Here is a 22,531-nt window from a genome sequence, read left to right as displayed (position 1 = left end):
AAAGCCTCATTTATTATCAATATTATTAGACAAATCAGTTAAAAATATTCCCTGATCTTTGCTTGCATTAATCCATTTAATCAAACTATCCACATTACGCTCAGTAGCAACTACGGTTAAGACTTTAGTGTCATTCTTTGCAAGACAAATATTTTCTAAGAAAGCCATTGGATCATCTTTTACATATCCCATAAAATAGTTGCTATTAATAAACTTTAGGGATGATTTAGCAAGCTTGTTAATAATTTGTAAATCAGTGGCAGTGTTCAAATTCAAAATAGATAAATCATTTTCTTTTGCTACTCTTAACACTGAAGATAGCACACTACTGCCACTATTAATCATGCTGTCCATATCTAAATATATACCATCAAGCCTTTTGTAAGAATTAATACTTTTTCTTATTCTATTCATATTTTCTCTATCAGAAAGCACTGAGCTAACACCTGAAACATTAAAGGCATCAGTATTATCATTAACCATAACATGCACAAACACCTTATTAGGAAGATTAGATAGTAAGCTTAAATACTGTTCATTAATTATACCAAAACCAAGTGCAACTTCTGCAGGAACACTCTGTAGAACCTTTTCTGTAAGCTCTAAATCAAAACCAAGACCAACAATAGCAAGAGAGAAAACCTGATTCTCCACAGACTGTGCCGGATTAATAACTTTATAATGAGTCAATGCATCATCATTGCTGTCACTATATACTTGATCCATGTTTGCTGAAACAGAGTCAGAGACTTGAGCAGAAATATTAATACCAATATCATCATTATCAGAAGAATCATTAGAATGTGCATTGTCCACAAAAGAATTACTGGCCATTTTAATATCACTGAACTCAGCTTGTGGTAACTTACCACTAGCAATAATGTTTTGTGCAAGCTGAAATACACCACGTTGCTTACTCTTAACAGCCAGTATTCCTCTAGCCTCAAATAAACCACCTCTAACAATGATAATCATAATCAATAGTGCAAGTGCTAGCAAGATATTAAGCACTATCAACCACAAACTACTTTTTCTAAAGAATTGCATAACAAAAAAATACTAGATACACAAAAATATTCTATAAAAAAGCTTACTGTCGTGCAATCAGAAAACCAAAAGCCAAATAAACTAACATTCACGCTCAGTTATAATATTTACCAACTTAATTAAATATCTGTAATATGCATTGTGTGCAAAATTTACCACAGAGCAACTAGCCTTATTTTTATACACCTTAGCAATCTGTGTTGACTTATCTATTGCATCATATTTGCTAATATAAGAAAGTGCTTTACTAAAATCATCCTTTGTATCCATTCCACCACTAAAATAACACTTCCAAAAATATCTCTCTTCCTCGCAGCCCTCATTATAAGCTATAATTACTGGTAGTGTAATTTTTCTCTCAGTAAAATCTTTGCCAACAATTTTACCAATTTCATTACCACCCACATAATCTAGAATGTCATCTTTTATCTGAAATGCAACACCAGTGTTTAATCCAAATTCTTTAAACAACTTACAAGTCTCACTACTGCTACCAGCAACTACTGCTACTGCTTCACAAGCTGCAGCAAACAACACGGCAGTTTTTGCAGTTATAATATTAAAATAAGATTCACAACCCTTAACTAAATCACCTTCTGTAGAAAGCTGTAGTATTTCTCCTGACACTATCACAGATGATGCTTTAGATAAAATCTTAACAACATCAACATTGCCAGTAGCACTCATCCACCATAAAGAACGACTCAACAAATAGTCACCAGACAAAACACTAACTTTATTGCCCCATAATCTACACACAGCATCTTTGGATCTGCGCATAGAAGCATCATCTATTACATCATCATGCAACAAGGTTGCATTATGCAATGACTCTATAGCCACAGCTATTTTTATATAATTATCTCTGCTGCAACCACACATCCTGCCAACCAAACAAACAAACATAGCTCTAATGCGCTTACCCCCATCAACCATATAAGACACAGCCTTTTTAACAGCAAAAGGAGTATTCTCATCAAACACTTGAATCATTTTCTCAATCTCAGCAAGATCTGCCGATAAAAAGCTAAAATCATCTTTTTTGAAACATGGCTCTTTTAAGCCAGCCATTTTCTGCCTATGTTGTGTTACATGGTAATTATGGTATTATGTAGTTTATTAAATTTGTTAAAATAACTTAACAAAATAATTTGCATAAATAACATGGTATTATGATTAATTTTTCAAAATTTAGCAAACAAATTATAATAGCAAACTATATCTGTATAATTTTTATCCTAGGTTTAGTATTTATACATGGAATTAACATGGGAATTGACTTTACTGGTGGCATAACAATTGAGTTATCAAGCACAGATACAATAGAATTGTCACATATGAAACAAATAATGCCCAAAAATTTCAGTATTCAAAATATTACTGATGACAAGCATGTGCTTATACATCTAAAAGCACAACCAGATACTAATATAGACTTACTTATAAAAAATGTAAAACATAACCTAGAGAATACATATAACAATATATCATATCAACGTATTGAGTATGTTGGCCCAAGCATTGGAAGAGATTTAATGTTTTCTGGTATTGTGGCATTGTTTTGTGCAATGTTTGGAATGTTTATCTATCTTACCATAAGATTTAACCTGTACTTTGCAATTGGAGGCATACAGGCACTTTTTAACGACATAATCACAATTATTGGATTCTTCAGCATAAGCAACATAGAATTTGGTGCACCATCTATTGCAGCATTACTAACAATTATTGGATATTCTATAAATGATTCTGTAGTAATATTTGACAGAATAAGAGAAAATCTAAAAAAAAGACACAAAAATACTATGGAAATAATAAATGATAGTTTAAATTCAACACTAAAAAGAACAATGCTAACATCTCTAACCACTTTATTTGCAGTAGCAGTACTAATATTTTTTACCCATGGAACCATATCAAATTTCAGCTGGCCAATGTTTGTAGGAATTATTACAGGAACATTTTCATCTGTATTTATAGCACCATTAATCCCAATCAAATGCTCAATTAACAGCAAAAATACATTAAAAACTGACAATATAAACTAAAAATATAAGATATAAATATAAAAAATTTATTTAAATAGAATTGTACACAGTTAATAAAACAATAAAACAAAAAATTTTGCTAATTCTTTGTTTTCTACAGCCTCATGGCAAATAAAATCTTAAAAGAATCATCAATTAATTGATTCAGAATATTAAAATAATACATACTATGCTGCTAAACTTTATTGTTTAGACTGTCCAACAGAATATTGCTCACATATAAATATAAGAAATGTTTTCACTAATGCTATCAATTCTAATATTCTTTAGCTGATTGACCCATTTGCTTATATTTATTGTCAAAAAATGAGACTTACTAACTCACTGCTTATTGAGCCAGTGATTACTATAGTACTGTCAACAAAATTAACTATTTTATTATTAACCAATGCCTTAGTTAACTCTAGTTTGATTTCATTGAAGTTTGTTGTTTTTATAAAAACAGCTGTGGAAATAATACCTGATTGCTAAACTTTATGTATAATATCACTAACAGCTTGCACAATGATCTCTAATCAATCATTGTTGTTATATAAACATAGACAAAAATGGTCGGGATGGAGAGATTCGAACTCCCGGCCTCCTGGTCCCAAACCAGGCGCGCTACCAGACTGTGCCACATCCCGAATAAATCTAAATTATTATCACTATATACTATAGTGATGTCAACAAAGCATATTAACAAATATCAACTTAGACAAATTAACTTACTTGCAGCTGTAGTATAAACATATACATCTTAATAATTACTAACAATTGCTTGAACAAACATGTTATATTAAGCTAAACAAACACTATAGAATATCAAGATTGGAAAATATAAATTTACATAATATTTGTTGATGTGTGTCGATACAATTCCAAGGCATAAAGTAAAACTGCTAAACTGCTAATAATAGGTATAAAATGAAAAAATTTATAATATATTTTCTAGTTTGCTATAGTATTCAAGTCAATGCTCAGAATAATACTGCAAATCAAAAAAAAATATATATTACAACAGACATATGGCAACAAAACTCAACTAAAGTAGCACACTCAATATGCAAAGCAATCAACAGAGATCATGATAAAAACAATTTTATATGTGAAATAAGTCCAACCACTAAACCAGCTATGGACAATTGGTTAAAGCTTGTACAGTGTGATAGATATCAACAAAACACACAAGATCTAAACAGTATGCAAGCAATAATGCCACTTTATATAGAAAAATTAAGCATAATAACAAAAGGTAATAGTAAAAAAAATATAAGAAATATACTTATCAATCCAATTAAGATAGCAATAGATGATGACAGAGCAGTAGATGTAATAAAATTCATATCCAAGGCACTTGACATATCATCACAAATCTCCACAAAAAAAATAATGCCAGAAGAATATGCTGCATATCTATGCTCAGACAAAGTTGATGCAATTGCAACTATAACCAGCCATGCAAACCAAGATATACTCAACATTAGCAAAACATGCACTTTTACAATATCTAGCATCAATCAACCAACACTACAATCAATTGTGCAAAAAGATAATGCATATATAGCAACTACTATATCTGGCGGGATATATCCAGGATCGCCAAATGATATTGGAACACTGGGCATTGCCACAGTGCTAATGGGCAGCAAAGAATTATCAGAACAAGTTATCAATAATACAAAAGATAGCATTACAAAAAATTTACCACTTGTGTCAAAAAAACATTACACATATCTAGAAAAAAAAGTTCGAGACATAAAATGTCCAATATCACAACAAAACTAATGAACAATGAACACTAAAACATCTCAATATATATATGAAATACTTCAGTATACATTTAAAGATCATAAACTGTTAAACCATGCAATGCTTCACCCAAGTCATGCAATGTATAATGTTAGTGCAAAATTCAACTATGAAAAATTAGAACTTTTGGGTGATGCTGTATTATCGCTAGTTATAACACAACAACTATTAGAAAAATTTCCATTAGAAAATGAGGGAGACTTAGCCAAACGCAAAGCTTATCTAGTATCTGGAGACACTATTGCAGCAATAGCTAGACAAAAAAAACTAGGTAAGATAATTAGTATGTCGCCCACTGAGCAAGAAAATCATGGCCAAAATACTACGCATAATCTTGAAAATGCGCTTGAAGCAATAATAGGTGCAATATACATTGATGGTGGATTGCCAAAAGCCGAAAACATTGTAAAAAAACTTTGGCAACCATACATTATAAAAGATGCTATCCCACCACAGAACCCAAAATCAATATTGCAAGAAATTGCTCAAGCAAGCAAACAGGATTTAACATATGCCATTATAAAAACAGGTCCATCACATAAACCAATATTTACAGCCAGAGCTACCTTAAACATTAGTGCAGATGGTACTGCAAGCTCAAAACAAAAAGCAGAGGTTAAGGCTGCGCAAAATATTCTCTCACTAATTAATGAAACTATAACTAAATATAGCAAAAAATAACTACAACCTACAACTAGCTCCAACATAGCTCCAACTTACTACTTTACCATCTATAATAGTAAAAGTTGTGCTGCATTTTTCTTCATAAACACTAGAGTTGGTAAAAACATAACTAGCAGATGTAAAGATGCTCTTTTTTTTATTGGTTATATAAGTTAAATATCTTGCACCATTACTGCCATTATAACTTGAGTTAGGAGCACCCAAAGCTGATAATAAATCATCTTCAGGTTTACCTACCCACTGTGCTAAGCTAGCCTCATATCTGACAGTAGTGGCACAGCCAATGATTGTCAACATTACCAATAACATAATAATAATTTTGCTCATTTTCCCATCTAACTAAAAAACACTTAATACTAATAATTACTATCAAAAATTATAAAACACTAATATTTTTTACAATAAAAAACTAAAATAAAAAAATTCAAACCCATACTTTTTCATAGGATATTTTTACAAAAAAATCTACTGTTAGTTAACTTTTTTCATTTTTGAAAACTTAGCCTTATGTTATTACATGCAAAAATGAACACTTATTGCATGTCATTATTTTACAAGATGCATAATATTAGAATCTATGTAAATAAGATAATAGAATTTTTACTGCAATACTGCACATATTGTGCTAACTTAAATAACAGTACTTGGAATATTTACTTAATCTAATAATATTCCAATAATTATGGAGCACACCATGGGTAGCAATACAACTATTTTGCCAAAAACAAACAAGGGAGGGCAAGAAACAACAACAAAACAATCTAGTTTATATGATGTTCGTGCTGAACAATTACTACTTGGTGCATTATTATACAATAATGAGAATATAGATGGTGTTATGGAGTTAATTGAACCAAACCATTTTTATACAGAATTTCACCAAAGACTCTATTCTCAAATAACAGAAATGCATAATATGGGCTTAGAAATTAGTCCTATTTCTTTAAAACTATTCATTAAAAATGATGAGGCACATAAACAAAACCCAGATGCTGGAATTCAGCATTTAATAAGACTAGTGAATGAAAGCACAGCAACAATGCTTATAAATATAAAACAATTATCTCATTCTATAAAAAACCTTTTTCTTATGCGTAGTGTGGAAAGCACATGCAGAAAAGCCATTAGCAATATACAAGATGAAAATGATAGCAATAATATAATCAATCATATAGAAGATTTAGAGAAAAATCTGTTTGAACTTGGCTCTGGTAAAAGTGACACAATATACAAATCAACTGAGCTAATTAACAAATCAATAGAAAAAATCAAAATTAATGCAAACAAAAAACATTCAACAACTGGTCTCTCAACAGGATTTATAGATTTAGATAGTCTGCTTGATGGTTTGCATAATTCTGATCTTATTATTCTAGCTGCACGACCATCAATGGGCAAAACAGCATTAGCTATCAACATAGCAGTAAACATTGCCAATAAACTTAAGCAAAAGGCTCTAGATGACTCAAATAAAATAAAAGAGCATGTAGTATTTATATCATTAGAAATGTCAGCAGAACAGCTAATGACAAGAATATTGGCTATGCAAGCTGAGATTAATATACACTCTATCCGCAGAGGAACACTCACAGAAGAACAATTATTCACTATAGAACAGCTAGGTAAACAAAATATGAACCTACCACTAATAATTGATGATTCCTCAGCTATGAATATGTCAACACTTCGTGCAAGATTACGTAGGCTAAAAAGAAAAGAAAACATCACATGTGTATTTATAGACTACTTACAGCTACTAAAAAATAAATCTGATAACACTGCTAATAGAGCACAAGAGGTAGCAGAAATAACACAAAAACTTAAATCATTAGCCAAAGAACTTGATATGCCTGTAGTTGCATTATCACAACTCTCACGTGCTGTAGAGCTAAGAGATGACAAGCAGCCACAATTATCTGATTTAAGAGAATCTGGTAGCATTGAGCAAGATGCTGATATTGTAATGTTTCTGTACAGAGATGCTTATTATGAAGAACGTAAAAAACCTGAAGAAAGCAGTGCAAAATTCATGGAATGGCAAGAAAAAATGGAGTCTATAATGAACCAAGCAGATATTATCATAGCAAAGCATCGCAATGGTCCAATAGGATTTAGAAGGTTATTTTTTGATAGAAACACTACACTATTTCGTAACTACCAAAAAAATTAAGACTTATCATCATCATTATTCATCTTATCTGTTTTTTTATCATTTTTATCACTATTTGATAAATCCTTAGATGCTTCATTATTTGTAGCAGAGTAAGCTGAAAAAGCAGAAACTGACTCTACATTAGAATTATCTGATTTCTTATCTAACTCTTTTCCTGCCATAATTTTGTCTATATCAGCACCAGTTAATGTTTCATATTCTAACAATGCCTTAGCAATCTTATGTAAAATGTCCATATTTTTATCTAAAATATTAGATGCACAATTGTATGCATCATCAATCAACTTCTTAATCTCTTTTGAGAGCAAGTCAGATGTAGCATCAGAAATAGCAGTATTTTTATGTATTGATGAGTATTGATCTTTGCTCTCATCATCATAAAACAATGGCCCAACCACATCACTCATTCCCCATTTCATGACCATTGCCCTAGCCAATTGTGTTGCCTGCTGAATATCTGATGAAGCTCCACTTGTAACCTTCATACTGCCAAATATTTTTTCTTCTGCAACTCTACCACCCATAGCTACTGCCAAATCTGCCAACATTTTTTCTCTAGTTAGAGAAAGCCTATCATCAGTTGGTAAACGCATCACCAATCCCAATGCTCTACCACGTGGCATAATTGTGGCTTTATGTATAGGATCAGATGCAGGCATACTAGCTGCCACTATTGCATGGCCTGATTCATGATAAGCTGTTAAACGCTTCTCTTCTTCTTTCATAACCATAGAACGCCTTTCAGCGCCCATCATAACCTTATCTTTTGCATCTTCAAAGTCTTCCATGGTTACAACCTTTTTCCCTCTTCTAGCTGCTAAAATAGCAGCCTCATTACTTAAATTAAAAAGTTCTGCACCAGAAAAACCAGGAGTTGCTCTTGCCAAAATGGAAACATCAATATTTGGTGCTTTCTTTAATCTTTTCATATGTATATTTAATATATCTGCTCTGCCTTTAATATCAGGGGTTGGTATGTTAATGCGACGATCAAATCTACCTGGGCGCAACAATGCTGGATCAAGAACATCTGGCCTGTTAGTAGCAGCTATAATTATCACACCTTCATTAGCAATAAACCCATCCATCTCCACCAAGAGTTGATTAAGTGTCTGCTCACGCTCATCATTTCCACCACCAAGACCAATACCTCTGTGGCGACCAACAGCATCTATTTCATCTATAAAAATAATACATGGTGAGTGCTTCTTACCTTGCTCAAACATATCACGAACCCTGCTAGCACCAACCCCAACAAACATTTCAACAAAATCAGAGCCAGATATACTAAAAAAAGGCACATTAGCTTCACCAGCTATAGATCTAGCAAGCAAAGTTTTTCCAGTACCAGGAGAGCCAACCAACAAACATCCTTTGGGAATTTTACAACCTAAATTAATAAATTTCTGTGGATTTTTTAAGAAATCCACAATCTCCATAAGCTCCTCTTTTGCCTCTTCAATTCCTGCAACATCTTCAAAAGTAACCTTACCTTGAGTATTCATAAACAATTTAGCTTTGGACTTACCAAACCCTAATGCCTTATTACCCCCAGATTGCATTTGCCTAATAAACAAAAACCAAATCAATGCAAAAAATAATATAGGTAGCCAAGATAATAGTATGTTAAATAAAGTACCTAAAAAAGAATCTGTTGATGCAACCTCAAATCTAACATTGTTATCATTCATTTTGCTTATCATGCTTTCAGAAGGAATAACAGTAGAGTAAAAACGTGCACCATCTCTATATAAACCACTAATTTCTCTGCCACGCAATACAACACTCTCAACACGTGCATCATCAACTGCCTTTAAAAACTCCGAAAATGCTATTCTTCTGGCACCTGCACCACCTATAGACTCAATCTGCCCATAGCTAAGTGCAAGAATTAACAATATAGCTAACCAAATAAACAGTTTATGCATCTTTTTCATTGTCTACTAACCACAAGAACCTCAACTTAACATTCCATTATTAAATAATACTTAAATCACACATAAACATTATCAGAGTAACAACTCAGGCATCATAATTATACTATTTTAGTATTCTAAAATAAAAACTCAACCAATTTACATAAAAAAATCCATATATCATATAACAAAGTTAAGAAATATTAGTACACAAATATAATCTATTCAATACAGCAATCAATTAAAAAATATTTTGTAATTTTCTCATTTTTGATTTTTTAAATTAATTGACAGCCCTCAATGCCAGACATTGTCTATTTAGCAAAAGATCCTGCTTCTCTATAATGAATAGTTGAATTTCTTCTCAAAAAAATGAAAACATTGACATGTGTGCTATAATTAAACCAATTATATTATATAATTGTCATCAATCATGGGTGATAAAATTTTTCTTTGTGAAATGAACTTCAATATCAACTTTCTGATGTTGAGAATCAAATATAAGCCAATTTATTATTCATTTCTAGTGGATTTTTTGTAATTTAAAATAATTAAATAAAAAACAATTATTTAACATCCATAAAATTTAACTACATTATATTAAAAATTAGTACATAAAAAATTAACTAAAAATAAATAAAATATAACTGATGTAAATAAAAATTTAGGTAAATCTTATGAGTAAACTTAAATTAGCCAATAATACAACCATCTCTGAAAAAGATTTATGTATTGCACACTACCAGTTATTTGAACTGATGGTACATTTCCTAACACAACATCCCAATAAAATGGCAGTACTTAGAGAAGCAATTGTAAATGGTGCAATGCAAAAATTACCAAAAAATACAATTAGTTTTATGCAAAAAAAACATATGCTAGATAAAAACAATGTACCATCAGTACAAATATGTAACATATGCGAATCTTATTTAAATAAAGATGGTTCATTTAAGAAAACATTTTTAAATTAATGAAGCTTAATGTATGCTAGGTGTATTGTACTAAAATCAATAGTTATGCTAACTGTTTCAATATATGAACTGTTATTAGTAGCATTTTTGCTGCTAGTTCTTGGTGGTAAAAATGAAATAAAAGATATTATAAACATATGTGCAAATTTATATCATCAAATAACTGGATTTAAAAAAAGCATTACTGCTTTAATATATGATATAATGGAAGGATCAAGTATTGATATAATACACCAAGAAAACACAAAAAATAGCAGCACAATAAATAAAAACAATAAGCCTTTAGGATAGCATAATAAGGCTACCAGGTTTGCATTTCTCCTAAAATCAGCATCCCCTGCACTGGTAGTCTTATTATACTATTTACTCACCATCATGGTGATGTTTCTTATGATGCTTATGTTTTTTCTTATGTTTGTGTTTTTCCTCTTTTTGCTCCTCTGTATGCTCATCAACTTCTTGATCAGAGTCTTGCTTACCACTATCCTGATAAATAGCATCTTGAGTATCATTATTACCAAATTCATAATGATCTTCTTCATCAGTATCTGCCACTTCAGTGCTATCAGAGTTGTTCTCATTATTAGATGATGTTGATGAATCAGATCCTGGCGGCAATGCCGATGGTGCATCTGTGGAATCACTATCTGAGTCACTGTCTTCATCATTAGAGTTCAGTTCATATGGCTCTTGTGCAGGAACAAAAGTTGGTTTCATAAGCTTTTTCTTAAAAAAATGCTCTTTATAATAAATAATTTTTTTAGATTTAATTGGTGAGGTGGATTCAATAAGCAGTATCTGTTCATCCCTAGGCAACATAATTACTTCTTGAGGCAGTAACAATGCACGCTGTGCTTCAGAAACGTGCACAGATCTAGAAGCAGGATTTAAATCTAGATATTTTGGTCTGTTTACTGATTCCTGCTCAACTGTTTTATTGCCAACCAACTGTGAGATTAAATTAGCAGTCTCAACATTGTTAGCTGCAAATGTAATACGATATGTTGAATTTGAAAGAAAAGAGTTCATGCCAGATTCTTCATATATACCTTTCAGTTGCTCAGTATCTTGAATAATCAAAAACAAACGTACACGATAACCACGAAAATATGCAATTCCTGTTTTAAATTGCTCCATTTTTCCCAAAGTTGGAAACTCATCCATCATAAATAATACACCATACACATCATCTTTAGTTGGTAGGCGACGACATAAAAACTCAGTTGCCTGTTGATAAAAGACCTGCATCAAAGGACGTAGTCTCGACAAATTATCTGGAGTTAGTCCAACATATACAGTAGTTTTCTTTTTTTTGAATTCCATAATGTTAAAATCACTAGTTGCAGTTGTTGTGTCAATCAGTGGATTGGCCCATAACTCCAAGGAAGAGTTCATTGTAGAAACCACACCAGAACGCTCCTTGTCTGCCTTTTGCAGAAATGCTGCTATGTTCATATATGCAACTGGATGTATCTTTTTCCCTATTGTATCCAACACAACTGCCAAATTGTAGGTAACATCATCACTGCGCATTGTTCTAACCACTTCACCAAAAGACTTAATCTTATCAGGAACTGCAAGCAGGTAAAGCACAACACCTAAAAATAAGCTTCTAGCTTCATTCACCCAAAAATCCTGTTCAGGCATAAGCAGATTAGCTATTTTTTGCACATCATCAACCATCTGACCAGGTTTTGAACTAACCCAGTCTATTGGATTATAGCAATGACTCATACCTTCGGGATCAGCAGGATTCCAGCAATACACAGCATGACCCTGAGACTTACGCCAACCACTTGTTAATTCATAATTTTCTAATTTAATGTCATGCACAAATACTGAATCATTCCAGAATAAAAGATTTGGAATAACAAAACCAACACCTTTACCAGATCCAGTAGGGGCAAACAATAAGGCATGTTGAAAACCATCAGCAATTAAGTATCCATGACTATCTTTGCCCAGCAAAATACCTTTCTTAGAACGCAAACCAGCCTTAACAATAGCACGCTCTCCTGCCCACTTAGCATCTCCATGCAATGCTTCTTTTTTCTTAAACGGTCTCCAAGACATTATCTTAGCTTTAAATGCCCATAAAAACACAAGTGTAAAAACAAATGGTGCAATCAGTGCAATAAGCATATTAGTTCTTGTAGAATCTGAGTATTGCTTGCCATATTTCAACCAATGTGCAATGTAATTTAGCATAGTTGGCACAAGATTGGCTGGAAAATTATGCAAATTAGGACGTATAGCACTAAAATTCAGCTTTGCTGGACCCCATTGCAACAATATAAAGATTACTGCAGAAAAATAAAAGCATATCTCTATCAGCACAAAACCAATTAATAAAAAGACTATAATGTTTCTAATGTTCCTCATAAGCCACAAATATTTTTATTAAACATAAGCATTTATAATTTTGTAGATATTTTTAGCATATTTATCAAGTAATAAGTTCAACCTATGTATCATTAGGATGACTTACGTAAATTTTTTGTCAAACATATTTCTGTAATGCAACGTTTCCCACCAGCAATACGCTTAAGCTGTATGATTACATCAACAACATTTAATATATATCCCTTAATCTGATCAGATGGTATACCAAGACCAGCTTGCATAACCATCAATTTCATCTGCTCAACTGCCATTTTTGGTGTGTCAGCATGTAAAGTGGAAATTGACCCTGGATGACCAGTGTTAATTGCACGCAAAAAACTAAATGCCTCTGCACCACGCAACTCTCCAACTATTATTCTATCAGGTCGTAAACGCAAGCAGGCTTCTATCAATTCTTGTGTTGTAACATCTGCCACTCCTTGACCACCTTTAGATGCTAAAAGATGCACACGATTATCATGATCTGGCAAAACAACCTCACGCGCATCCTCAACAGTTATTAAACGCTCACTAGCAGGCACTGAGCGCAAAGCAGCATTAGTAAAAGTTGTTTTACCGCTAGAAGTACCACCACTAATTATAATATTTTTCTTTGTTAAAACTGCCGCAGTTAAAAAATCTTTTATGCGCTTATTCTTTAATAGCTGCTCTAATTTTGGAATAACAGTATCAACTGCACTATCAATTACTACATCATCAAACATGCCTAAACGTTCATAATCATCAAGAGTAAAACTAACAGTTGATGGTTTTCTTATTGCTGCAACAATCTTTCCAGCCTCACAAGCTGGTGGCAAAACAAATTGTATACGATAACCATTAGGTAAACTTGCTGAAAGCAAAGGTTTTTCCTCACTAACTTTCTGCTCAGTAGATTGAGCAACTAATTTTGCCAAACCACGCATATGTTTCATATCAATCACTGGAACTGAAATCATTCTAGTTTTACCTTTGTTCTCCACCCAAACCTCACCAGGTTTATTAATCAGCACCTCATTAACCCCATCTTCATTAAAAAATGGTTGTAGTGGCTCTAAGTAAGTCTCTAGTGCTGCATAATTAATCATTTAATTTACTTTATTCAAATTAGCAATACTTCTTGAGAATATTATGTCCTGGTTAACAAATATCTTAAGTTTAGTGCCCTGATCAATTTTAATAATAGGCTTAGTAGAAACACCTCTTTTTACAGCATCTGTTAAAGCTTTTGATATTTGCTGAGAAGAATCTTTAATAGCAGAATCAATAGGCTGGGCTAAAATAGAAACTTTACCATCTTGATCTTGAGTAGTGGCAACTTTATCATTACCAGCAATTTTCTGTGCTAATGCTGCTGTTGAAATTGTTATAGAACTAACTAACAAAGCATTTCTTATTGCTTCTATAATCTTAAAATCAACTTCCCCACTGGCACCATTTCTACCAAGATTGTCAATAGCTTTAGCATCAGTTATTAAATCTATTCCATCACTACGCATTACTCTTGTCCAAGCTATATCCAATCTTGTGCGTGCATTGTCACCACTAGCGGCATAATTACCTATAACTCTTGATCCTCTTGGTATTAATACATTATTACCACCCTCAGAATAAACATCTCGACTTACAACAGCACGAACAGTACCTTGCAGATCAGTATTAATTGCTGTCTCTAACACGATATCAACAACCTTACCCTGAGCAACCATAGTTTCTCTACGACCATAAGCAGTAGCCATTATTTGACCTGCACTAGTTTGAGCTGGTGGAATGCTATCATTAACAGAAATTTGTTTATCTGCAGCAATACTATCAACTAATCCTTTGGCACCAGATAAAGGATTAGATGGGTCAAAACCACCAGGAAAAGCGTTATTGGCAATTGCACCAGAAGCGCTTCCAACACCAGATCCAGATCCAGCGCCAAAAACAATCATATTTGAATTACGTCCATTATCACCACTATTACCACTATCACCACCAATGTCTAAACCTGGCGGAATTAATGGTTTATTGCTGGGGCTAGAAGGAATAACAACTGGTGGTGCCAATGGAGCAACAATAGGTTCTGGCTCCACAGGCAATGAGGGCACATCTAAATTGCCAACATCTAATGGCTGTACAGGTTCTGGCACAGGAACAGATGGAATAACCAATGGTGGTGGCGTTACAGATTTTTCTGATATATCTAACTTTGGAAGACTGTCTATACCAGCATACTGCTCAGCACCAACTGCATCAACAACATTATTTATGATACGATCACTTTCTGGAATGCCTACCTCTGCTGACTTGCCAACAACAATATTTTTATCAGATGTGCTATCCACTCTTTCTTCAGTACTTTTATCCTCTTTAAACAAAAACCATAGAGCAAACACTGCAGAAAGAAGCATTAATATAATTAACATCTTTCTTTTTGAAGTTAGTACAATACTAGGAGCATTGTCAACATATTCATCTTCATCATCTACAATATGTTTTTTATCTTTATCATCTACATTATCTTTAAATTTTTTATCTTTATTGTGGTCATTGTCAGCCATAAAACACCTAGTTATCATTAAAAATTTCTACTACCTTATTCTTTTTTTCTAATCGCAACTTATGAAACACGCCATTTAAAACAAAATAATTCTTATAAATGCTAGTCTGCAATAGATTGCTAGCATTATGCTCATTAATTTCATATATTACAGGTGGATATTGCACTTGTACAAATCTCACATATGTCATTGATCCATCATCAAAAATTTCTAGTGGTGCTATAGATTTATCACCAATAAAACTATATTTATTGTTAATAGTTGATGCAGCTTTACTATCAACCTTATTATGTGGTTGAGTAATCATTGTTGGTAATTTATTATGTGTCTCAACGTTAGTATTAAAAACTTTTTTAGAACTATATGATAAATTATTATAATTATCATCAGGTGGATAAAAAAACTTAACCACATAAATCAAGTCTTTGTCCATTAAGCCATCTAGATCGTCTGGATCTTTAGCAATTAAATCAAACTCATAAGTTCTTTTATTAGTAATAACTGTCATATTAGTATAAATATCTTTCTCATATGGCTGTATAAAAAGCCTTGAACCTACTGGTTCAATATGCCAGTCACTGCTGTTGCCAAGTGAAACTGATCGTACTATCTCACCTTTACCAAAATCTATATGTGCATGATGATCATAATGCAGTGTGAGCCTAAAGACTTCATATTCATTATAAACAAACACTTTAATTCTACTATCCACTGCTATTGGCCTATCTGCAAAAGCCAACCCAGCAAACAACAGCAGGAAAGCCATTGATAATAATTTATTGTTCAAATTCATCTGTTACCCTATAAGATGTTACTAAAAAACCAAGAGGATTAACGTACCGCTGCTCTCTTGTCAAAGATTCATCATCATAGATAAAATTCACAAGAGCAACTTTACCATAAACCTTTCTTCTTTCTCCCTCAGGCTCTATAGCAAAACGTATCTGTACTGATGATTCTGATAAATATTGTATAGATCTAATTTTTAGCACAGCATTATCAGTATTTAAATAATTATGCATTTCATCATCTGAGCTAGCCAAAGATAAAAATTTTCTATACACAGTACCATTAGAAAGCAAACGCACCACAGTATACCAATTATATGCATAGCTATTTCGATCAAATAGCTCTCTAGCATTTATATACTTAACCAAAAAATAATCATTAACTGCCTTATTGGCAGAAAAACGCTTAACACCAGAAGTATCGATAAGCGTGGCAACACCAGTTTTTTTCTCAACTTCAATTACAAAAGGTTCAATAACATGAGCAGAATTAATATACATCACAACTAACACAGCTACAGCAATACCTATGAGGCAAGCTGTAAGAAGAATTAAAAGTATATTACGCTGGGTTACAGCAACATGATATCTATCATCATACCAATTACCATGAATTTCTTTATTACCTTTGGTGTTTTTATCATTAACTAATCCTTCATCAGTATCTGACTTAACATCATTTGCATTCTTTACAAGCTTTTGTTTTACTGCACCTGCAGCATTTTTACCCTGTTTTCTGAACTTGTCTAAAATTTGACTTATTTGCATAACAACAGAAAACAGTATGCCATGAAAACCATTGGATTATATTTTATAAAAATTTGAATTACAATTAATTTATCACAAAATATTAAAATTAACTTAACATATACGCTAATACAGTAAAAAAAACTATTATTAAAACTCTTAATAATCTAAAAATAGAAAAAATACTAAAAATTTTCATAATCATAAAATAATTTTTTAATTATTAAGCATTATTAACATACAATAAAAATCTACATAACTATATAAAAATAGACTACTAGTTATTGAAGAGACAATTGCTGCTAAATTATTACAGCATAGGCTTTGGTTGCTTTAGCAGTAACATTGTATTTATACATAAGTAAATTCTATGCATCAATTTTCATATTTTTCAAAAAATATCAGCTTACTAGTAAAATAGAATCATTATTGTAAATTTTTACATAAATAAAACATGCTAATAAGTTAATTAAATCCACATCTAATAGTGGACCACCTTCTGTGCTCTGTAGTGAGCAATTCTAACTACTGTTTATCACAAATTTTCATAGCATTAAATCTTGAATCATTGTTTAATACAACAGATACTAGTATGATTCTGACTTTCTCAAAATGCTTAATCAATCTGAATTTTGCTAAAATATATAACTTTTTTATCAAATTTTTTAACTTCTGACACTTCTTCATAAAATCTATAGAACTTATCAAGCTATAGAGACAGCTCAGAAGAACTAAAACTATCAACCCAATGCTAAAATATTTGAAAATTATTATAATAAAACTTATTTCATGTCACTATTATTAGCTTTAGTGCTAACTACACTCAATTTTTTTTGCATTGGCAATACATTCATTGTAACAGAGCCCCTTAAGCCTTTTTTTGCTAAACTGTCAGATAAATCTAACCTTTCCCAAGAATATCCACCATCAAGATCAGGATCCAAGCCAAAATGACCATTCATAGCTGTACGCCCATAAATTGGTTTTAATAGCCCCAAATAATCAACTATACCTTGTGGATCTAATGGTACAAGATTTTTTATCTCTTCTATAATCTTTTTATTTAACATTGCAGAGGCGCCAAAGGTCTCAATATCAAAATAAACTGGCTCACTTATCCCAATAGCATAACCCAAACGTACACCACATGATCTTACCAATCCAGCTGCAACAATATTTTTTGCTATATATCTAGCCATATAGGCTCCAGATCTATCAAGCTTAGATGGATCCTTGCCAGAAAAGGCACCACCACCATTGTAATAGCATGAGCCATAGGTATCAACAGCAGTTTTTCTACCAGTCAATCCACAATCAGCTATAGGCCCACCAACAATAAAGCTTTGCGATGGATTAATTATTACACTATTATCAGAAATATTAAAATTAGATGGAAAGGAGCTTAGTATATATGGCAATAACATATTTCTAAGTTCATTTAACTCAACTCCCTCAGGATGCTGCATGGAAAGCAAAGCACTATTAACGCCAATTGGATTGCCATTTTTATATTTAACAACTACCTGACTTTTACCATCTGGCCCAAGAGTAAAAGGTATGCTTTTGGTTTTTGAAGCACACATAACATTATTAATAATAGACTTAGCAAAATATATAGCTGATGGCATGTAACATGCAGTTTCATTAGTTGCAAAACCAAAAACCAAGCACTGATCACCAGCACCTGTAATCTTATGGCCAGCTAAATCATTACCAACACTATTAGATATTTCACTAGATTGTGAGTTTATTAAAATAGATATTTTGATTAAATCAGGATTAAGCAAATTTTTTGAATAACCAAGTCTTCTTAAAGTATTGCGTGCTATAGTATCTATCTCAGCATTGCTCAATACATTTTTATCATTAACCTCACCAGCAATAATTAATGTATTATTAGAGATCAAACACTCAATAGCAGTACGTATATAACAATCTTTTAATAAATATGCATCAAGCAAGGCATCAGAAACTTGATCTGCAATCTTATCTGGATGCCCACTAGCAACATATTCACTAATTCTATAATTAATTTTCTCACTAAAAAACATAAATTCAAGAGGATATGCACCCACCTCTAAAATAATTATTTAAATTTTATCAATTACTACTACAAAAGTCTACAGTATTTTTTAACAAACATACAATATGATCTAATTTAGAGAACAACACACCTAGATTACTGTGGGAAAAATAAGCAAAAAATATATAAGTATTACAATTTCCATACTTACAACTGCCATATTATCTGTATTCATTACACTATCATTTACCAAAAACACGCCAGAACAAAAAACTGCAACTAATATCAAACCTATAGTGCAAACAAAAACATTTTATGCCACTATGCATAATACTGAGATAATTATTACTGGAACCTCACAATCAAGTGAAAACATTGAAATTAAGGCACGAGTCTCTGGAGTTGTCCAAGATATAAAACCAGTAGAAGGAAAAAATGTACAAACAAATACCATTTTACTTACTATTGGAGATAATGGTCTAGAACAAATTGTTAAAGATGCAGAAGTTACATTAGAACAAAAAGAATTTGAATACTCTATTGCATCAAAATTACTACAAAATAATAATACATCAAAAGCATCTTACCTACAGGCAAAAAGCATCCTAGAATCTGCTAGATCACATTTAGAGCTATCACGAATAAATGCTGCAAATAATATAGTTAAAGCACCATTTCAGGGTACAGTAGGAAAAATTTATGTCAACCATGGTGATTTTGTTATGATCAACACAATCTTGGCAACAATAACTAACAATAACCTAGAATTTGCTGGATATGCATCAGAAAAAGAATTGCTGGAAATACAAGTTGGCGCAGAAACCACAGTAAAACCAATATATGGAAAAAGCTTGCCTTGTGTAGTGAAATTTATTAATCCTAAGCCAATGCCAAACTCAACATCACACTTAGTAGAAGTGCTGTGCAAACCAGATAACAGCCAGCAAGCACTATTTGGTCAACTTGCCAATCTAGTAATTAATACCGGTAAAGCAAAATATATTTCTATACCATTCTCTGCACTGTTTCTAGATGATTCTGGCAATCCCAGCATCAAAATTATTGAAGAAAATTTAATAAAAGAAATTGATATAAACATTGCAAATTATGAAAATAATGGCAATGTTACAATAAAAGCACCTAATGATAAGCTAGAGGTTATCGTTTATGGACAATCACAAGTAAAATCTGGTGATAAATTTTCCTAGTATTAGTATTAACTACATTAATATAATATAAGTAAAAAATAAAACTAAAAATAAAGATTATAAAATAAAAGTAATATATCAATAAAATGAAAAATAGTAAAAGTTAATTAATAACTTAATTATTTCCCTAAGCTATCGTAAATACATATCCATAGTCATATACCATTAATATTTATTAGTGATACTTAATAAATAAATTCTTTCTAACAAAATTTCTAATGTTTGTAGCATATTGGCTTTCAATTTTTAACAATTACTAATATATTTATTAATTAAACTATAAAAATACTAATTAAATTTAATAAATAAACAATTTAACAATATTATAAAATACTACTCTAGGTTTATTGATTATAAAAAAATCAATTTAATATCACTAAAAACTATATTATGTCACTTTTGAACATAAAAATTTTCACTAATACAATCATTCTCCAAGTTGCCAAATTTATTAACAAACCAACAGAAAAATACACTATGCCATGAATATTAGTGCTTCTATTGCAAACTGAAAAATTCCATAAAGTAAAAAGCTCTTGCTATAATACAAAACATTTATTAATTAGAAATAAGACACACTCCTCTACATGCCCAGCAGTTAATTCTTGCAAAAAAATTGGCTCTTCAAACAAGAATTGCTATTAAAACCAATTACAACCACAATACTTTTGCAGTTAGTTCTAATTTCAAAAACCCACCAACTAAAAATTTGAAATGTAGCATCCTAGCTATTAAAACCTGCAACATTAATGGCAAATATTTGTTGGATAGCATTTCCTGCAATTCTTTTTAACTAAAACCATTACACTGGCTGGTTGCTCATAAATAATTAAAACCTTGATGCTTGCCTCAATAAAAAATCCATTAATATGAAGGAATATTACTAATCATGGCCAGTTTAATTGAAGATAAATTTTTCACAGCAACTTGCTAATTGCTCTTAAATCATTAATGTAGTAAACTTTTATTAAAAATAATATAATCTTAGGATTGATATTAAATCATTTTGCATAATTTTATACTAAAATTAACAATATTTATTCCAATTTTATTTTTAATTAAAAAAAAATCATACTATGAGCTATGGTAAAAAAATAGCTAACATAACACTTGAAGGTATTGATGGAGCTGGTAAAACCTATTTAGCAAACAGCTTAAGAAAAATAAATACAAAAAATTTAAATACATAAAATTTCCTGGTGCATCTAATGCAGTAGGAAAATTTATCCATATGCTAACCAAAAATGGTGAGATTGACCAACACTTTGCCCTCTTACTAAATCTGTATGATAACTACCTATTTTTTTCTTCTGAATATGACTGCTTAGCCAAAGGTTATATCTTTGATCGATCAATATTATCAGCAATTCCATATCAAATATTATCACCAATTACTAACAATGAATACACTAAATGTATTAATGGAAAGCTGAGTATACCTTTTTCCAAAGAGATAATTAATGAAAATAATATCTATTCACAAGTCTGTGCTAAACTGCAAAAAACACTAGAAAAATACATAAAAGAACCACAATACAGAAAATCAATAAGAAGATATAAATTGAATGATATTCTAGCTTTTTACTTAAAATGGTGCAAAATACCAGCCTTGAAGAAAAGCACTAAATCTCAAAAGAACATACTAATTATCTTAATGAAACATCATAAAAACTTCAATCCAATCAAAAATGATTATTATGATAACCTGCCAAAAAAACAAGTAGATAAATTACTCAGCTCCTACAATAATATAAAATCTTTTTGTGCAAAAATTAATTACACTAAGCCAATATATATCAAGCAAATCTAAACAATATATTAAAAATTATCAACTCTCTATCCTAGTCATAAATTTAAATTACTGATGGAACTTTTAGATCTGTCAATGTATTTGCATAGCTAAAAGCCCTAACAACAATATCTACCACATTTGATAGCAAGCTATCTATAGTGATCATTGTAAAGAGGGTAAACAAGGATAAACAAATAGTCCAAAGCTTATCCTAGTCAAAATATAACCCAAAACCCATCATCTTAATTGGCTTAAAAAAATGCTCATACTACCATTATAAAAATTCATATCAAAACTCTGTTATTGCTTCAGAAAAATAACATTTTAAATTCCAAAAAATAATGTGACTTGCTTCCATCAATAAATATTTTGTATTATCAATTAAGAAATCTTGTAAAACACTCCCTGCTGC

General features: G+C 31.5%; 19 protein-coding genes and 1 tRNA gene. 9 read left to right on the top strand and 11 right to left on the bottom strand.

All coding sequences use genetic code 11. From position 1 onward, the window contains the following. Window positions 1–6: 6 nt before the first annotated feature. The gene (locus AABI72_RS00860) at window positions 7–1,047 is read right to left on the bottom strand and encodes a hypothetical protein (RefSeq protein WP_338363502.1); all 1,041 of its coding nucleotides are present in this window, start codon (window positions 1,045–1,047) and stop codon (window positions 7–9) included. Between the two features lie 81 nt (window positions 1,048–1,128). Further along, window positions 1,129–2,118: a polyprenyl synthetase family protein gene (locus AABI72_RS00855; RefSeq protein WP_338363501.1), complete on the bottom strand. Its 990-nt coding sequence runs from the start codon at window positions 2,116–2,118 to the stop codon at window positions 1,129–1,131. Between the two features lie 101 nt (window positions 2,119–2,219). Here AABI72_RS00855 and secF point away from each other — a divergent pair, with 101 nt between their 5' ends. Then, entirely contained in the window at window positions 2,220–3,095 is an 876-nt protein-coding gene (secF, locus tag AABI72_RS00850; protein ID WP_338363498.1) for a protein translocase subunit SecF, read from the top strand. Between the two features lie 306 nt (window positions 3,096–3,401). Then, a complete protein-coding gene (locus tag AABI72_RS00845) occupies window positions 3,402–3,566 on the top strand; it encodes a hypothetical protein (RefSeq protein ID WP_338363496.1) in 165 nt (54 codons plus the stop codon). Window positions 3,567–3,644: 78 nt separating this feature from the next. Here AABI72_RS00845 and AABI72_RS00840 read toward each other — a convergent pair. Then, window positions 3,645–3,721: transfer RNA gene (locus AABI72_RS00840), tRNA-Pro, on the bottom strand. A 280-nt stretch (window positions 3,722–4,001) separates the two neighbouring features. Between AABI72_RS00840 and AABI72_RS00835 the strand changes: the two genes are divergently transcribed. Then, entirely contained in the window at window positions 4,002–4,862 is an 861-nt protein-coding gene (locus tag AABI72_RS00835; RefSeq protein WP_338363495.1) for a TAXI family TRAP transporter solute-binding subunit, read from the top strand. 6 nt (window positions 4,863–4,868) lie between these two features. Next, window positions 4,869–5,567: a ribonuclease III gene (gene rnc / locus AABI72_RS00830; protein ID WP_338363493.1), complete on the top strand. Its 699-nt coding sequence runs from the start codon at window positions 4,869–4,871 to the stop codon at window positions 5,565–5,567. Here the strand turns inward: rnc and AABI72_RS00825 are convergent, their stop codons facing one another. After that, window positions 5,568–5,897, bottom strand: coding sequence for a hypothetical protein (locus AABI72_RS00825; protein WP_338363492.1), 330 nt, complete (start codon window positions 5,895–5,897; stop codon window positions 5,568–5,570). Between the two features lie 367 nt (window positions 5,898–6,264). Here AABI72_RS00825 and dnaB point away from each other — a divergent pair, with 367 nt between their 5' ends. Further along, window positions 6,265–7,740 (top strand): replicative DNA helicase, encoded by a 1,476-nt coding sequence (gene dnaB, locus AABI72_RS00820; protein WP_338363491.1) that lies wholly within the window; start codon window positions 6,265–6,267, stop codon window positions 7,738–7,740. Here the strand turns inward: dnaB and ftsH are convergent. After that, window positions 7,737–9,680, bottom strand: coding sequence for an ATP-dependent zinc metalloprotease FtsH (gene ftsH / locus AABI72_RS00815; RefSeq protein ID WP_338363488.1), 1,944 nt, complete (start codon window positions 9,678–9,680; stop codon window positions 7,737–7,739). The two genes, dnaB and ftsH, sit on opposite strands and share 4 nt — an antisense overlap. 656 nt (window positions 9,681–10,336) lie before the next feature. On the opposite strand from ftsH, the gene AABI72_RS00810 reads away from it, so the two are divergent. Both AABI72_RS00810 and AABI72_RS00805 read left to right on the top strand, forming a co-directional pair. Then, window positions 10,337–10,633 (top strand): hypothetical protein, encoded by a 297-nt coding sequence (locus tag AABI72_RS00810; protein ID WP_338363486.1) that lies wholly within the window; start codon window positions 10,337–10,339, stop codon window positions 10,631–10,633. A 9-nt stretch (window positions 10,634–10,642) separates the two neighbouring features. Continuing rightward, entirely contained in the window at window positions 10,643–10,924 is a 282-nt protein-coding gene (locus tag AABI72_RS00805) for a hypothetical protein (RefSeq protein WP_338363484.1), read from the top strand. Window positions 10,925–10,996: 72 nt separating this feature from the next. On the opposite strand, the gene AABI72_RS00800 is transcribed toward AABI72_RS00805, so the two are convergent. The 6 genes from AABI72_RS00800 to metK form a co-directional block, all read right to left on the bottom strand. Beyond that, entirely contained in the window at window positions 10,997–13,015 is a 2,019-nt protein-coding gene (locus AABI72_RS00800; RefSeq protein ID WP_338363482.1) for a type IV secretory system conjugative DNA transfer family protein, read from the bottom strand. Window positions 13,016–13,107: 92 nt separating this feature from the next. Next, window positions 13,108–14,100: a P-type DNA transfer ATPase VirB11 gene (gene virB11, locus AABI72_RS00795; protein WP_338363533.1), complete on the bottom strand. Its 993-nt coding sequence runs from the start codon at window positions 14,098–14,100 to the stop codon at window positions 13,108–13,110. Between the two features lie 3 nt (window positions 14,101–14,103). After that, a complete protein-coding gene (locus AABI72_RS00790) occupies window positions 14,104–15,561 on the bottom strand; it encodes a TrbI/VirB10 family protein (RefSeq protein WP_338363481.1) in 1,458 nt (485 codons plus the stop codon). Between the two features lie 7 nt (window positions 15,562–15,568). After that, window positions 15,569–16,354 carry a TrbG/VirB9 family P-type conjugative transfer protein gene (locus AABI72_RS00785; RefSeq protein WP_338363480.1) on the bottom strand — a complete coding sequence of 262 codons (786 nt, stop codon included), beginning with the start codon at window positions 16,352–16,354 and terminating at the stop codon, window positions 15,569–15,571. Next, window positions 16,338–17,117 (bottom strand): type IV secretion system protein, encoded by a 780-nt coding sequence (locus tag AABI72_RS00780; RefSeq protein ID WP_338363478.1) that lies wholly within the window; start codon window positions 17,115–17,117, stop codon window positions 16,338–16,340. Before AABI72_RS00780 ends, AABI72_RS00785 begins: the two co-directional genes overlap by 17 nt. Window positions 17,118–17,878: 761 nt before the next feature. Beyond that, window positions 17,879–19,147 carry a methionine adenosyltransferase gene (metK, locus tag AABI72_RS00775; RefSeq protein ID WP_338363477.1) on the bottom strand — a complete coding sequence of 423 codons (1,269 nt, stop codon included), beginning with the start codon at window positions 19,145–19,147 and terminating at the stop codon, window positions 17,879–17,881. Between the two features lie 133 nt (window positions 19,148–19,280). Here metK and AABI72_RS00770 point away from each other — a divergent pair, with 133 nt between their 5' ends. Together AABI72_RS00770 and AABI72_RS00765 are read left to right on the top strand one after the other, a co-directional pair. Next, window positions 19,281–20,327 (top strand): efflux RND transporter periplasmic adaptor subunit, encoded by a 1,047-nt coding sequence (locus AABI72_RS00770; protein WP_338363475.1) that lies wholly within the window; start codon window positions 19,281–19,283, stop codon window positions 20,325–20,327. Between the two features lie 1,231 nt (window positions 20,328–21,558). Beyond that, complete coding sequence (locus tag AABI72_RS00765) at window positions 21,559–22,137, top strand: hypothetical protein (RefSeq protein ID WP_338363473.1); 579 nt, start codon at window positions 21,559–21,561, stop codon at window positions 22,135–22,137. Window positions 22,138–22,531 lie beyond the last annotated feature (394 nt).

The sequence above is a fragment of the Candidatus Xenohaliotis californiensis genome (genome assembly GCF_963930935.1).
GTDB lineage: Bacteria > Pseudomonadota > Alphaproteobacteria > Rickettsiales > CAWVOK01 > Xenohaliotis > Xenohaliotis californiensis.
The sequence above is the reverse complement of the archived record's forward strand: the minus strand, read 5'-3'. Positions and strand labels throughout refer to the sequence as shown.

Bases quoted from the DNA above. Each gene is read 5' to 3' on its own strand.
- AABI72_RS00860 (WP_338363502.1), bottom strand. From the start codon at position 1,047: ATGCAATTCTTTAGAAAAAGTAGTTTGTGGTTGATAGTGCTTAATATC.
- AABI72_RS00855 (WP_338363501.1), bottom strand. From the start codon at position 2,118: ATGGCTGGCTTAAAAGAGCCATGTTTCAAAAAAGATGATTTTAGCTTT.
- secF (WP_338363498.1), top strand. From the start codon at position 2,220: ATGATTAATTTTTCAAAATTTAGCAAACAAATTATAATAGCAAACTAT.
- AABI72_RS00845 (WP_338363496.1), top strand. From the start codon at position 3,402: ATGAGACTTACTAACTCACTGCTTATTGAGCCAGTGATTACTATAGTA.
- AABI72_RS00835 (WP_338363495.1), top strand. From the start codon at position 4,002: ATGAAAAAATTTATAATATATTTTCTAGTTTGCTATAGTATTCAAGTC.
- rnc (WP_338363493.1), top strand. From the start codon at position 4,869: ATGAACACTAAAACATCTCAATATATATATGAAATACTTCAGTATACA.
- AABI72_RS00825 (WP_338363492.1), bottom strand. From the start codon at position 5,897: ATGAGCAAAATTATTATTATGTTATTGGTAATGTTGACAATCATTGGC.
- dnaB (WP_338363491.1), top strand. From the start codon at position 6,265: ATGGGTAGCAATACAACTATTTTGCCAAAAACAAACAAGGGAGGGCAA.
- ftsH (WP_338363488.1), bottom strand. From the start codon at position 9,680: ATGAAAAAGATGCATAAACTGTTTATTTGGTTAGCTATATTGTTAATT.
- AABI72_RS00810 (WP_338363486.1), top strand. From the start codon at position 10,337: ATGAGTAAACTTAAATTAGCCAATAATACAACCATCTCTGAAAAAGAT.
- AABI72_RS00805 (WP_338363484.1), top strand. From the start codon at position 10,643: ATGTATGCTAGGTGTATTGTACTAAAATCAATAGTTATGCTAACTGTT.
- AABI72_RS00800 (WP_338363482.1), bottom strand. From the start codon at position 13,015: ATGAGGAACATTAGAAACATTATAGTCTTTTTATTAATTGGTTTTGTG.
- AABI72_RS00790 (WP_338363481.1), bottom strand. From the start codon at position 15,561: ATGGCTGACAATGACCACAATAAAGATAAAAAATTTAAAGATAATGTA.
- AABI72_RS00785 (WP_338363480.1), bottom strand. From the start codon at position 16,354: ATGAATTTGAACAATAAATTATTATCAATGGCTTTCCTGCTGTTGTTT.
- AABI72_RS00780 (WP_338363478.1), bottom strand. From the start codon at position 17,117: ATGCAAATAAGTCAAATTTTAGACAAGTTCAGAAAACAGGGTAAAAAT.
- metK (WP_338363477.1), bottom strand. From the start codon at position 19,147: ATGTTTTTTAGTGAGAAAATTAATTATAGAATTAGTGAATATGTTGCT.
- AABI72_RS00765 (WP_338363473.1), top strand. From the start codon at position 21,559: ATGCTAACCAAAAATGGTGAGATTGACCAACACTTTGCCCTCTTACTA.